The organism is Nocardia sp. CWNU-33 (assembly GCF_046764895.1).
GTDB lineage: Bacteria > Actinomycetota > Actinomycetes > Mycobacteriales > Mycobacteriaceae > Nocardia.
Genome location: NZ_JBKOQN010000005.1, coordinates 109,377 through 122,693 on the forward strand (window position 1 = coordinate 109,377; position 13,317 = coordinate 122,693).

Genomic DNA, 13,317 nt, shown 5'->3' on the forward strand with positions numbered 1-13,317 from the left:
CGGCAACGGATTATGAATCTAGCGCGGCGAGCGCTTTCTCCCAAGCCGCCTGGTCACGGGGCTCTCCGGGGCCGTTCATTTCGGCGAATCGGATGATTCCGTCCTTGTCGACGACGAAGGTGCCGCGGTTGGAGTAGCCGGACTTCTCGTTGAAGACGCCGTAGTTCTGGGCTACGGCGCCATGTGGCCAGAAGTCGGACAGCAGAGGGAAGACATAACCCTGCTCGGCCGCCCAGATCTTGTGGGTGGGTGGGGGGCCGACGGAGATCGCGAGGATCTCGGCGTCGTCGTTCTGGAATTTCGGTAGCTCGTCGCGGACCTTGCACAGCTCGCCCTGGCAGATCCCGGTGAAGGCCAGCGGGTAGAAGACGATGAGCACATTCTTCTTGCCGCGGAAGTCCGACAGTGTGACTTGCTGGTTGTTCTGGTCCTTCAGCGTGAAATCCGGCGCGACAGAGCCGACCTCGAGTGGGCCAACCTCAAGCGGCATCGGGAATCCTCCATCGAGTCGGGCTTGCGCCGGGCGGCACGAAGGCCGCCCGGCGAAACCATAGCGAAAGACCGGTCAGCGCTGCTTCGAGGGCGCTTTCGGCTGCACCAGGCGGCTGCCTGCCCAATCCCCGAGACTGATTGCCGAGGTTTGCGTGAAGCCCGCGGGCGGTGCGGATTCGGCGATCTCGCTGGGATCGACGTGCCCCGAATTTCCGGTCTTCGGGGTGAGTACCCAGACGAATCCGTCGTCCGACAACTGCCCGGTGACTTCCATCAAGGCATCCACTAGATCCCCGTCACCGTCGCGCCACCACAGCAACACGACGTCCATGACCTCATCGGAGTCATCGTCGAGCAGCTCGCTGCCGATGGTTTCTTCGATCTCGGCTCGCAGGTCGTCGTTGGTGTCCTCGTCCCAGCCCAGTTCCTGGACAACCATGCCGTGAATAATGCCAAGCTTCTGAGCGTAGTTCTGCGCGTCCGCCGCGGCGACCACGGTGGTGTCCTCCTCAACTCCAGACAATAGGTAGTTGCAAGCGAACATGGTTATCGGCTCGAGCGCAAGCTGATCGGACGAAATACTCGTCGAATGTCGTGTGACAAGATCGTTGCGAGCCGGTTTTCCTGTCCGATTCAGCGTTTCGGGCAAGCCTCGCGGACGGCGTTGCGTGCGTCGTTGACCCGTCTGCTCGCGTCGTTGAGCGGTCCAACCGGTGCGGTGTAGGTCATCTTGCGGCTCTCGGAGGCAAGTAGCCGTGCGGCGGCGACGTATTCGGTGAACTTTGCGGCAAGGTCCGACGGCAGCGAGTCGCCCGCGGTGCTCACTCCGGACTCGACCCGTTCGGCGGCCTCGTCGAGGGTCGATGCGGCGGTATCGCGCCTGCTCGCGTAGTCGGGCGCGTTAGAGTCGTGTGCGTTGATGAAGTCGTTGTACTTCGAGACGCCGACACTGGTGGTGCTGGGGAATTGCCCGCAGTTGTCGTTGATCGCCTGCGTTTGCGCCGCAGCCTTGCGCGAGGAGGTGGCTGCGGCCGAAGAGGAGGCCGCTGCGGTCTTGTATGCCGCTAGGTCTGCAGCGTTCGGATTCGCAACTCCATCTACCCGATTCGCGCATCCCGCGATCGTCAATCCGGCCACGACCGCCAAGGTCGCGCACACCAATCCGAACCCGCGTGGGTCCAGCACCTTCATCGTCCTCCCCGCTTCGGTTGTACTACGGCGGTCTCGACTCACGTTCCCTGCAGAACGGTACTGGATTTGCTGCTGACATGATGACCTGGGACACATCATCCGCAAGGATGGAGGTGCGCCCGAAACTTTCGTGAAGCGGGCGGTCCGCCAACCATGCGTGGCCTGCCCGGGGAAACCGACGCCATCACATGTCCACCCCCTGTACGAGGAGCAGATTTGACCGACCTGATCCACTCTTCCGCTGCAGCGAAATCCGCTGTGCCGAACTCCGAGACCGCCCCTGTCCTAGGCCGCGATCCGCACGGATCGCCTGCCGCGCCGGCAGGCGGCCGTGTCCGGGTGATCCGCGAAGGGGTGGCGTCCTACCTACCGGACATCGACCCGGAGGAGACCTCCGAATGGCTCGAATCGTTCGATGAGATGCTCGACCGGGAAGGTCCGGGCCGCGCGCGTTATCTGATGCTCCGGCTGTTGGAACGCGCCGGTGAGCGTCGGGTCGCCATCCCCGCCTTGACCTCGACCGACTATGTCAACACGATTCCCACCGAGAACGAGCCGTGGTTCCCCGGCGACGAAGAGGTGGAGCGGCGCTACCGTGCCTGGATCCGCTGGAATGCAGCGATCATGGTGCATCGCGCGCAACGCCCGGGAATCGGTGTCGGCGGCCATATTTCGACCTACGCGTCCTCGGCGGCGCTCTACGAGGTCGGCTTCAACCACTTCTTCCGCGGCAAGGACCATCCCGGCGGCGGCGACTCGATCTTTATCCAGGGCCACGCCTCCCCGGGCATCTACGCCCGCGCCTTCCTCGAGGGCAGGCTCAGCACCGATCGGATGGACGGCTTCCGGCAGGAATACAGCCACGGCGGACCGGGCCACGGCCTGCCGTCGTACCCGCATCCCCGGTTGCTGAACGACTTCTGGGAGTTCCCGACGGTGTCCATGGGTCTCGGCCCGATGAACGCCATCTACCAGGCGCGGTTCAATCACTACCTGAACGATCGCGGCATCAAGGACACCTCCGATCAGCATGTGTGGGCGTTCCTCGGCGACGGCGAGATGGACGAGCCGGAGTCGCGCGGCCTCGCGCAGGTCGCGGCCATGGAGGGCCTGGACAATCTGACCTTCGTCGTCAACTGCAACCTGCAGCGCCTCGACGGGCCGGTGCGCGGCAACGGCAAGATCATTCAGGAACTCGAGTCGTTCTTCCGCGGCGCGGGCTGGAACGTCATCAAGGTGGTCTGGGGCCGTGAGTGGGACGCGCTGCTCGGCGCCGACCGCGACGGTGCGCTGGTGAACCTGATGAACACCACGCCCGACGGCGACTTCCAGACCTACAAGGCCAACGACGGCGCCTACGTCCGCGATCACTTCTTCGGCCGCGACCCGCGGACGAAGGCGCTGGTCCAGGACATGTCCGACGAAAGCATCTGGAACCTCAAGCGCGGCGGTCACGACTACCGCAAGGTCTATGCCGCCTATGCCGCCGCGATGGCGCACAAGGGCCAGCCGACGGTGATCCTGGCCAAGACCATCAAGGGCTACACCCTCGGCAAGCACTTCGAGGGCCGCAACGCCACCCACCAGATGAAGAAGCTGACCCTGCAGGACCTCAAGGATTTCCGTGACCTGCAGCGGATTCCGATCAGCGACGCCGAGCTGGAGAAGGATCCGTACCTGCCCCCGTACTACCACCCGGGCATGGAGGCGCGCGAGATCCAGTACATGCTGGACCGGCGCAAGGCGCTCGGTGGCTTCCTGCCCGAGCGGCGCACTGCGGCAAAGCCACTGCAACTTCCTGGCGACGAGGCGTACAAGTCGGTCCGCAAGGGTTCCGGCAAGCAGAACGTGGCTACCACGATGGCGCTGGTTCGGCTCATGAAGGAGCTGTTGCGGGACAAGGAGATCGGCAAGCGAATCGTGCCGATTATCCCCGACGAGGCCCGCACCTTCGGTATGGACTCGTGGTTCCCTTCGTTGAAGATCTACAACCGCAACGGCCAGTTGTACACATCGGTCGACGCGGAATTGATGCTTGCCTACAAAGAGAGCTCAGTCGGGCAGATCTTGCACGAGGGCATCAACGAGGCCGGATCGACCGCGTCGTTCACTGCGGCGGGCACCTCGTACGCGACCCACGGCGAGCCGATGATCCCGCTGTACATCTTCTACTCGATGTTCGGCTTCCAGCGCACCGGCGACAGTCTGTGGGCGGCGGCGGACCAATTGGCGCGTGGCTTCGTGCTCGGAGCAACCGCCGGGCGAACCACGTTGACCGGTGAGGGTCTGCAGCACAACGACGGCCACTCGCTGCTGTTGGCCTCGACCAATCCGGCCGTTGTCACCTACGATCCCGCGTTCTCGTTCGAGCTCGCGCATATCGTGCGCGACGGCCTGCGCCGGATGTACGGCGGCGGGACGCCGCAGGCCGGGCCGGGCGCGGTGCCGGGCGCCGTTTCGCACGGCGGGCAGCCGAACGGCGGCTTCGGCGGCGAAGACATCTTCTACTACATCACCCTGTACAACGAGCCCTACCAGCAGCCCGCGGAGCCCGACGACCTCGATATCCCGGGTCTGCTCAAGGGTATTTACCTGTACAAACGTGGTGCGGCGGGCGATGTGCGCGCCCAGATCCTCGTCTCCGGCGTCACCGTGCCGGACGGTTTGCGTGCGCAGGCGCTGCTCGCCGAGGAGTGGGGTGTTCAGGCCGATGTCTGGTCGGTGACGTCGTGGGGCGAACTCCGCAAGGAGGCGCTCGGCAAGGAAATCGCGAAGCTGCGCAACCCGGGCACCGATGTCGGTGTCCCGTACGTCACGCAGGCGCTCTCGGCGGCCGAGGGTCCGATCATCGCCGCGACGGACTGGATGCGTGCGGTGCCGGATCAGGTTCGGCAGTGGGTGCCCGGTGACTTCACCACCCTCGGCACCGATGGTTTCGGTTTCTCCGACACCAGGCCTGCCGCGCGCCGTGTGTTCAATGTGGACGCGCAGTCCATCGTGGTCGCGGCGCTGGCCGGACTCGTCCGAGCTGGGAAGATCGATGCCGCCAAGCTGACCGAAGCGGCGGCGAAATACCGCATCGATGATGTGGACGCCGCGCCGAAGTCGGTGGCAAGCGGCGACGGAGACGGCGAGTAGCGGACGATTGGATGGTGGACCGTAAACCGCCGCGGCCGCGACGGATCTCCGAAGGCTCCTCCGAGCACGAGGTGTATCTGCCGACCGGCGCGCTATCCCCGAACCGGCAAACCCGAGATCCGCTACCCGACACGTTGCTCAAACGTGTGAAGCAGTTCTCCGGTCGACTCTCCACCGAGGCGGTGGGGTCGATGCAGGATCGGTTGCCGTTCTTCGCCGATCTGGATGCCGCGCAGCGCGCCGGCGTCCAGATGCTGGTGCAGACCGCGGTGGTGAACTTCCTGGAGTGGCTGCAGGATCCCGACAGCGACATCAGGTTCAGTCTGGATGCCTTCCAAGTGATTCCACAGGATCTGGCGCGGCGGCTGACGCTGCGCCAGACCGTGGACATGGTCCGCGTGGCCATGGAGTTCTTCGAACAGTGGCTGCCTGCGCTCGCGCGCAACGACCGGCAGCTCGTCGCGCTCACCGAGGCGGTGTTGCGGTACGGGCGTGAGCTCGGGTTCGCCGCCGCCTCGGTATACGCGAGCGCCGCGGAATCCCGCGGCGCGTGGGACACCCGCCTCGAGGCGCTGGTCGTCGACGCCGTCGTGCGCGGCGATACCGGCCCGGACATGCTGTCGCGGGCCGCGACACTGAACTGGGACGCCACCGCGCCCGCGACCGTGCTGGTCGGGACTCCGCCGGGAGATCAGGGTGTCGGCATGGTCGGGTCGGTGCACACCATCGCCGCACGGCATGGTCGTGCGGCGCTGGCCGTTGTCCAGGGCTCGCGGTTGGTGATGGTGGTCAGTGGCAATCTCGGTGAAAGCTCTTATATATCGCCGTTCCTTGCGGACCTGCTCGCCGAGGTGTTCTCCGACGGGCCGGTGGTGATCGGCCCGACCACCCGAACCCTTGGTGCCGCGCATGCGAGTGCGGTGGAAGCCCTGGCAGGCATGGAGGCCGTGGTGGGCTGGCGGGGTGCGCCTCGACCAGTGCACGCAACGGAATTGTTGCCCGAACGCGCATTGCTCGGCGATCGAGGTGCGATAGACGCGTTGAACGAGTATGTTGTCCTACCGTTGGCCGCGGCGGGTTCGTCGCTGGCGGACACTCTCGATGCCTATCTGGATTGCGGTGGCGCTGTCGAGACGTGTGCCCGTCAGCTGTACGTTCATCCAAATACCGTTCGCTATCGCCTCAAACGGATTGCCGAGGTCACCGGACGAGATCCGATGAATCCGCGGGACGCCTATGTGCTCCGGATCGCATCCACAGTGGGTCGTTTGACACGAACCCGTAACGAATCATCAACATCCACCCCAGAGGCAACTCACCTCGTCATGGGTCACGAGGGCTTGTAACGGATCGTGGGAGCCGGTCGATCGGCACAACCCACGTGGCCTTTTGTGGGAGTCCCACAAAAGGCCACCGCAAGCTTCATTCGCGTCGACATCTCCTGCGGCCTGCCTCACAGTGTTTTCTTAGAGATGTGATCGCGTTGTTCGCCCCTGGACAGGGGTCCCAGACACCTGGCATGCTCGCGCCTTGGCTCGACCTTCCCGGCGCGACAGATCGACTCGCCCTCTGGTCCAAGGCCGCCGGCCTGGATCTGATTCGTCTCGGTACCACCGCGACGGCCGAGGAGATCACCGACACTGCCATTACCCAACCGCTCGTTGTCGCCGCTGCACTGCTTGCCTTCGCGGAAATCGACCCGAGTTCCCTTCCGGCAGATAGCATCGTCGCCGGACACTCGGTCGGCGAACTTGCCGCAGCCGCGGTCGCCGGGGTCATCACCCCCGACGAGGCGGTCACCCTGGCAGCTATCCGCGGTGCGGAGATGGCCAAGGCGTGCGCGCTGGAGCCGACCGGTATGTCCGCGGTGCTCGGTGGCGATGAGGCTGCCGTGCTCGCACGGCTCGCGGAGCTCGACCTCGTTCCGGCCAACCGGAACGCGGTGGGCCAGATCGTCGCCGCGGGTCGACTGGACGCCTTGGCAGAACTCGCCGCAAACCCACCTGAGAAGGCGCGGGTGCGTGCGCTGCCCGTCGCGGGGGCTTTCCACACCGCTTTCATGGGCCCGGCCCAGGATGCTGTGACGGAAGCCATAAGTCAGATCACCCCGAACGAGCCGACCCGGACCCTACTGTCGAACTTCGACGGCAAGCCGGTCGCCTCGGGAGCGGACGCCATCACTAAGCTCGCGGCGCAGGTCACCCGACCTGTCCGTTGGGATCTGTGCACCGAAACGACCAGGAAAGCTGGTGTTTCGGCAGTGGCGGAGTTGCCGCCGGCGGGCACACTCGTCGGTATTGCAAAACGGGAACTGAAGGGCACGCCCACGCTGGCCCTGAAGACCCCCGAAGACCTCCCCGCGTTGGCCGGGCTCACCACCTCCGGCTAGCTTTCCCCCGCGGACGTGCAATAAAAACGCACGATCGTGACCGAGCAGACGGTAACCATCGGCTGACTCGAACCGAAAAAAACAGTAGAAGCCCTACAAAGAAATCAAGAAGGGAGCCACGAAGTGGCCGCTCTGACCCAGGAACAAATCGTCGAGGAACTCGGCAAGATCATCGAAGAGGTAACGGGTATCGAACCCTCTGAGGTGACGATCGAGAAGTCCTTCGTCGATGACCTGGACATCGACTCGCTGTCCATGGTCGAGATCGCAGTGCAGACCGAGGACAAGTACGGCGTCAAGATCCCCGACGAGGATCTGGCCAGCCTGAAGACGGTCGGCGACGCAGTCGCCTACATCCAGAAGCTCGAGGCGGAGAACTCGGATGCCGCCGCGGAGCTCAAGGCCAAGTTCGACAACGCCGAGTAGGGCCGACACTGTGACCACTCCTTCCACCTTGAACGGGAACTTCCCCAACGTCGTCGTCACGAGCATGGCGGCGACCACGTCGATCGCTGGTGACGTCGATGCGACGTGGAAGGGACTCCTCAACGGCGAGAGCGGTATCGACGTTCTCGAGGATTCCTTCGTCGAGGAATACGACCTTCCGGTCCGCATCGGCGGTCACCTGAAGGTCCGGCCCGAGACCCTGCTGACCCGAGTCGAATGTCGGCGCATGGCCTACGTCGAGCAGCTCGCGACCGTTCTCGGTCGCGAAGTCTGGCGCAACGCGGGCAGCCCGGAAGTCGACCCGGAACGCCTGGGTGTGGCCATCGGTACCGGCATGGGTGGCGGTGACGCCCTCATCGATTCGGTCGACAAGCTGAAGAACGGTGGCTATCGCAAGATTTCGCCGCTAGCGGTTCAGATGGTCATGCCGAATGGTCCGTCGGCTGTTGTTGGTCTCGAATTGAAGGCCAGGGCAGGAGTGGTCACTCCGGTCTCGGCATGCTCCTCCGGCTCCGAGGCTATTGCCAACGCGTGGCGCATGATCGTGATGGGTGACGCCGATATCGTCGTCACCGGCGGCGTCGAGGGATACATCGATGCTGTGCCGATCGCGGCGTTCACGATGATGCGCGCGATGAGTACGCGTAACGATGATCCGAAGGGCGCGTCGCGTCCGTTCGACAAGGATCGGGACGGGTTCGTCTTCGGTGAGGCCGGTGCGCTGATGGTCGTGGAGACCGAGGAGCACGCCAAGGCGCGTGGCGCGACGATCCATGCTCGTCTGCTGGGTGCTGGTATCACCTCTGATGGCTATCACCTTGTTGCGCCTGCCCCCGATGGCAGCGGCGCGGCGCGGGCGATGAGTCGGGCGATGCAGACCGCCGGGTTGTCGAAGAAGGACATCACCCACGTCAACGCGCATGCCACCGCTACTCCGATCGGCGATACCGCCGAGGCGCGGGCGATCAATCTGGCGGTGGGTAACCATGCGTCGGTGTATGCGCCGAAATCAGCACTCGGTCACTCGATCGGCGCCGTGGGTGCTCTCGAGTCGGTGCTCACCGTTCTCAGCATCCGGGATGGGATTGTTCCGCCGACGCTGAACCTGGAGAACCAGGATCCGGAGATTGATCTGGATGTGGTTCATGGCGAGGCTCGCCGCCAGGAGATCGAATACGCGATCAACAACTCATTCGGTTTCGGTGGGCACAATGTCGCGCTCGCCTTCGGTCGGGCATAGCCGCCCGCATCGACTGCACAACGATCCCGGTGGGGTCGGCCAACTGAATTTGGTCGACCCCACCGTGGTTCGACATACGCAGCCGCGGCAGCGGCGTACTTCACAGAGGTGAGGAGTAAACGCGATGACGATAGTGGCCCCCGCGTTTCAGCCCGAAACAGCGATCGATCCGCGTGACCCGCTGGGTCGGTTGCAGCGCTTCTTCGACCCGGGTACGGTCCTTCCGCTGCATCCGCGGGACAAGTCCGGTGTGCTCGCCGCAATCGGCGAGGTCGACGGTGTCCGCACTGTCGCCTACTGCTCCGACGCCACCGTCATGGGCGGCGCGATGGGCGTGGAAGGTTGCAAGCACATCGTCGATGCGATCGACACCGCCATCGATTCCGCCATTCCGATTGTCGGCATCTGGCACTCCGGCGGCGCTCGGCTCGCCGAGGGCGTCGAGGCGCTGCACGCCGTGGGCCTGGTCTTCGAGGCAATGGTCCGGGCGTCCGGCCTGGTTCCGCAGATCTCGGTGGTCCTCGGCTTCGCGGCCGGTGGCGCCGCCTACGGCCCCGCGCTGACCGACATCGTGATCATGGCACCCGAGGGACGAGTCTTCGTGACCGGTCCCGACGTGGTCCGCAGCGTCACCGGTGAGCAGGTCGACATGGCCACCCTCGGTGGCCCGGAGACCCACGGCAAGAAGTCCGGTGTCACCCACATCGTCGCCAATGACGAGGCCGATGCGCTGCATCGGGGTCGCAGGCTGGTGTCGATGTTCGCCGAGCAGGGCGAATTCGACCTGGTCGCCGCCGAACACGGTGACGTCGACCTGAAGGCGATGATGCCGGAATCGGCCAAGCGCGCCTACGACGTCAAGCCGATCATCCACGAGCTGCTCGACAACGTCGACGGTGAGTCGTCGTTCGAGGAGCTGCAGGGTGGCTACGCCCGCAGCATCGTCACCGGTCTCGGCCGGCTCGCCGGTCGTACGGTCGGTGTGCTCGCCAACAACCCGATTCGGCTCGGTGGCTGCCTGAACTCCGAAAGCGCCGAGAAGGCCGCGCGTTTCGTGCGGCTGTGCGATGCCTTCGGTATCCCGCTGGTCGTGGTCACCGACGTCCCCGGCTACCTGCCCGGCGTCAGTATGGAGTGGGAAGGCGTGGTGCGCCGCGGCGCGAAGCTGCTGCACGCGTTCGCCGAGGCTCGGGTGCCACGCGTCACGCTGGTCACCAGGAAAATCTACGGTGGCGCCTACATCGCGATGAACGCCCGCTCGCTGGGCGCGACCGCGGTGTATGCATGGCCGGGCTCCGAGGTCGCCGTGATGGGCGCCAAGGCCGCGGTCGGCATCCTGCACAAGAAGGCGCTGGCAGCGGCGCCGGAGGACGAGCGTGAGGCACTGCACGAGCGTCTCACCGTCGAGCACGAGCAGATTGCCGGTGGTGTCGAGCGTGCCATCGCGATCGGTGTCGTCGACCAGGTCATCGACCCGGCGAAGACGCGCAGCATCATCGCCGCCGCGCTGGCCGCAGCGCCGGCTCGCAAGAGTCATCACAAGAACATTCCGCTGTGAGGTGATGTTCTGATCGAGAATGGGCTCCGGGATTTCCCGGAGCCCATTCTTTGTTGCTCGGCCCTGCTGCCGGACCGTCGACGGAAGCGGCGGATGCCGATCCGAAGGCCGGTTTCGCTGAGTAGCATCGGGGGGTGCGTTACGAGGAACTTGCCGAGGTGCCGTGTTCGATTACGCGCCCGCTGGTGATCTTCGGCGACCGCTGGACCCTGCTGATCCTGAAGTATTCGTTCTCGGGTGTCCGGCGGTTCAATGCCTTTCAGAGCACGCTCGGTATCTCCCGCAGTCGGTTGCAGGATCGGCTCGATCGGCTGATCGAGCACGGGATCCTGGTGAAACAGAAGGCGGCCGAGGGGGCTCATGAGGAGTACCGCCTCACGCCGAAGGGGCACGACATCTATCCGATCCTCATGGCGATCCGGGATTGGGGCGACACCCATATGGCGCCCGGCGGTCCGCCGGTGGAGTATCGGCATCGCGAGTGCACCGGCGAGGCGCATGTGAAGCTCGAATGCGATGTGTGTGGGAACGAACTCACCGCTCGCGACGTGACGCCATTGCCGGGGCCGGCCCTCGGGGTTACCGCAGCGTCGGCGGGGGCGCACAGTTCGGCTCGATAGCTCGGGCTGCGCCCGCGTGCGCGAGCTTCTCATTGCTGGATTCGGATGCACGCATTCCTGGTGCGGGAAATCAGTCGGCGTATCGCGACGCCGCTCAGGCTGCGCTCGGCGTATCGCATATCCGTCCCGTGACTCCACCGCCGACGAACCGGTGACTCTGCGCGGCGCCAGTGGCCGTAACTTTCTCAGTCCACCCAGACCACAACGTGTTGGGGGTCTTCGCGCATCGTGCGGAAGGAGTTGATCGGGTGGTCCTTGTCGGGATACCCGAACGAGATGCCTGCGACTACTCGCCGACTATCCGGGATGCCGAAGTACTCGCGCAGGAACGGTGCGTAGGACGCGAGCGCGGCCTGCGGAGCGGCGGCGAGTCCGAGACTGTGTGCACCGAGGAGGAAGTTGCCGATATAGAGGCCGCAGTCGACGGCGCCGTAGACGCCGAGATCGGCCTCGGAGGTGATGATCGCGACGTGCGGTGCGTCGAAGAGTTCGAAGTTGCGCAGCGCCTGCCGCATCGTCGCCTCGTGGTCGCCCTTGGTGATCCCGACACTGTCGTAGAGCTGCAGGCCACATTCGCGTCTGCGATCCCGATAGGCCCCGGTGTACTGCCCGGGAAATGCGAAATCCGGCTCGGGCGTCGACTTTTCGATATGTGCGAGCAGTTCTTTGCGGAACCGATCGGTGCCGGCTCCCGCGGTCACCGCGACCTGCCATGGCTGGGTGTTGCACCACGAGGGGGTGCGCTGTGCCAGCCGCAGCAGCGACTCGATCGTCTCCCGTGCCACCGGTTGCGACTGGAACTGCCTACAGGTCCACCGGTCGTCGAGTATTCGGGACAGCACGGCGAACTGGTCGGGGTCATCGGTCGGCGCCATGGGCTTCGAACCTCACTTCGTTCAGTCTCATTTTGAGACTGAACGTAGCACTCGAAGTCTCGTTTCGGAACCGCTGTGTCGCACTGTTTCGGCGTATGCGTCGCATTGCCCGCATTGCCGCGGGCTGGACCGGGCACAATCCCTGACATGGGTTCCGAGACCGCCGCTGCGCGGGATCGCAAACGGCACGGCAGGCACTACACCCCGCCTGCGCTGGCGCGATTTCTGGCGCAGCGGCTACTCGAACATATGCCGCGACCACGGAATTCTGCTGCACTCCGGGTACTCGATCCGGCCTGCGGGGACGGCGAGCTGCTGCTGGCGCTACAACGGGAGGCCGCTATCCGGCTGCCGGAGGTGCGGGTGGAGTTGGTCGGCTACGACCTCGACAGCGAGGCGCTGACGGTGGCGCGCGAGCGGGCCTGCACCGCGGGGGTCGTTGTCGACTGGCATGTCGGCGACTTTCTCACAGTGTCCGAGGACATTACGGATGCCTGCTTCGACGCCATCATCACCAATCCGCCGTATGTGCGCACCCAGCAGCTGGGTGGTGCGACAGCGCAGTTGCTGAGCAAGCAGTTCGGGTTGCGGGGCCGAATCGATCTCACCCATCCGTTCGTCGCGATTGCACCGCGCTTGCTGTGCTCGGGTGGGGTACTCGGATTGTTGTGCGCCAACCGCTTTCTCACCACCAAGGCCGGCGCGAACATTCGAGGATTGCTGCTGTCGGAGTTGGCTCCGATCGAGCTGTACGACCTCGGCGACACCAAGCTTTTCGAGGCCGCCGTGCTGCCCGCCGTCACGATCGCTACGCGCACTGCGCGCCGCGAAACCTGCCGCTATGTATCGGCCTATGAGGTCCCCGCATGCGAAACTGTTAGCGGCACAGAGCTATTCGAAGCATTGACCGAGGATCGGGGCCGTTTCGTCGCACATAACGGTCGTATCTTCGCGGTAGCAGTGGGCACGCTGGCGACCGGCGAGTTCGGCTCCGATGATCGGGGAGTCGTCGCCTCGTTATCGGTCGACACCGACGCGGAGGTGAGCGGTGCTCCCCGGACCGCTGCTGTTACTGGCGCTCGGACCGGTGCCGAGGACGGCGCCGGCAGTATCGGTGACGGTGGAGCCGTAGTCGGCGGCGGTGCGAATGGTGCCGGGAATTCGGTGCCGGGGGACTCGGATGTTGCTCGGGTGGTGGGGGTGTGCGGGGTCGACGGGCAATTCGTCAGTCGTGAGTTGCGTGGTTCTGGGTGGACCGCTGCGGCGGGGCGGGCATGGCGGATGTCGCGGCCGGGATTGGACGACTGGTTGGGCCAAGTGGGGGTCGGGACCTGGCGGACATTCGGGGAGATAGCGCGGATTCGGGT

11 protein-coding genes and 1 pseudogene are annotated in these 13,317 nt (G+C 64.9%); 8 read left to right on the top strand and 4 right to left on the bottom strand.

What is annotated here, in order from left to right:
* Positions 1-10: 10 nt before the first annotated feature.
* The 3 genes from ACLMAL_RS08310 to ACLMAL_RS08320 form a co-directional block, all read right to left on the bottom strand.
* Positions 11-490: a peroxiredoxin gene (locus ACLMAL_RS08310; RefSeq protein WP_411998543.1), complete on the bottom strand. Its 480-nt coding sequence runs from the start codon at positions 488-490 to the stop codon at positions 11-13.
* Positions 491-565: 75 nt separating this feature from the next.
* Entirely contained in the window at positions 566-988 is a 423-nt protein-coding gene (locus tag ACLMAL_RS08315; protein WP_328412851.1) for a DUF3052 domain-containing protein, read from the bottom strand.
* Positions 989-1,125: 137 nt separating this feature from the next.
* Positions 1,126-1,683, bottom strand: coding sequence for a hypothetical protein (locus ACLMAL_RS08320; protein ID WP_411998544.1), 558 nt, complete (start codon positions 1,681-1,683; stop codon positions 1,126-1,128).
* A gap of 339 nt (positions 1,684-2,022) precedes the next feature.
* On the opposite strand from ACLMAL_RS08320, the gene aceE reads away from it, so the two are divergent.
* From aceE to ACLMAL_RS08355, 7 genes are all read left to right on the top strand, one after another.
* Complete coding sequence (gene aceE / locus ACLMAL_RS08325; RefSeq protein WP_328412853.1) at positions 2,023-4,821, top strand: pyruvate dehydrogenase (acetyl-transferring), homodimeric type; 2,799 nt, start codon at positions 2,023-2,025, stop codon at positions 4,819-4,821.
* An 11-nt stretch (positions 4,822-4,832) separates the two neighbouring features.
* The gene (locus ACLMAL_RS08330) at positions 4,833-6,167 is read left to right on the top strand and encodes a PucR family transcriptional regulator (RefSeq protein WP_411998545.1); all 1,335 of its coding nucleotides are present in this window, start codon (positions 4,833-4,835) and stop codon (positions 6,165-6,167) included.
* A 128-nt stretch (positions 6,168-6,295) separates the two neighbouring features.
* Positions 6,296-7,210: an ACP S-malonyltransferase gene (locus ACLMAL_RS08335; RefSeq protein ID WP_411998546.1), complete on the top strand. Its 915-nt coding sequence runs from the start codon at positions 6,296-6,298 to the stop codon at positions 7,208-7,210.
* 123 nt (positions 7,211-7,333) lie between these two features.
* Positions 7,334-7,636: a meromycolate extension acyl carrier protein AcpM gene (gene acpM / locus ACLMAL_RS08340; protein WP_327114205.1), complete on the top strand. Its 303-nt coding sequence runs from the start codon at positions 7,334-7,336 to the stop codon at positions 7,634-7,636.
* 10 nt (positions 7,637-7,646) lie between these two features.
* Positions 7,647-8,897, top strand: coding sequence for a KasA/KasB family beta-ketoacyl-ACP synthase (locus ACLMAL_RS08345; RefSeq protein WP_411998547.1), 1,251 nt, complete (start codon positions 7,647-7,649; stop codon positions 8,895-8,897).
* Between the two features lie 124 nt (positions 8,898-9,021).
* Positions 9,022-10,455: an acyl-CoA carboxylase subunit beta gene (locus tag ACLMAL_RS08350; protein ID WP_328411128.1), complete on the top strand. Its 1,434-nt coding sequence runs from the start codon at positions 9,022-9,024 to the stop codon at positions 10,453-10,455.
* A gap of 134 nt (positions 10,456-10,589) precedes the next feature.
* The gene (locus tag ACLMAL_RS08355; protein ID WP_411998548.1) at positions 10,590-11,075 is read left to right on the top strand and encodes a winged helix-turn-helix transcriptional regulator; all 486 of its coding nucleotides are present in this window, start codon (positions 10,590-10,592) and stop codon (positions 11,073-11,075) included.
* Positions 11,076-11,260: 185 nt separating this feature from the next.
* On the opposite strand, the gene ACLMAL_RS08360 is transcribed toward ACLMAL_RS08355, so the two are convergent.
* Entirely contained in the window at positions 11,261-11,950 is a 690-nt protein-coding gene (locus ACLMAL_RS08360) for a nitroreductase (protein WP_411998549.1), read from the bottom strand.
* Positions 11,951-12,097: 147 nt separating this feature from the next.
* On the opposite strand from ACLMAL_RS08360, the pseudogene ACLMAL_RS08365 reads away from it, so the two are divergent.
* Positions 12,098-12,715: pseudogene (locus ACLMAL_RS08365) on the top strand (Eco57I restriction-modification methylase domain-containing protein); the annotation flags it as partial.
* Positions 12,716-13,317 lie beyond the last annotated feature (602 nt).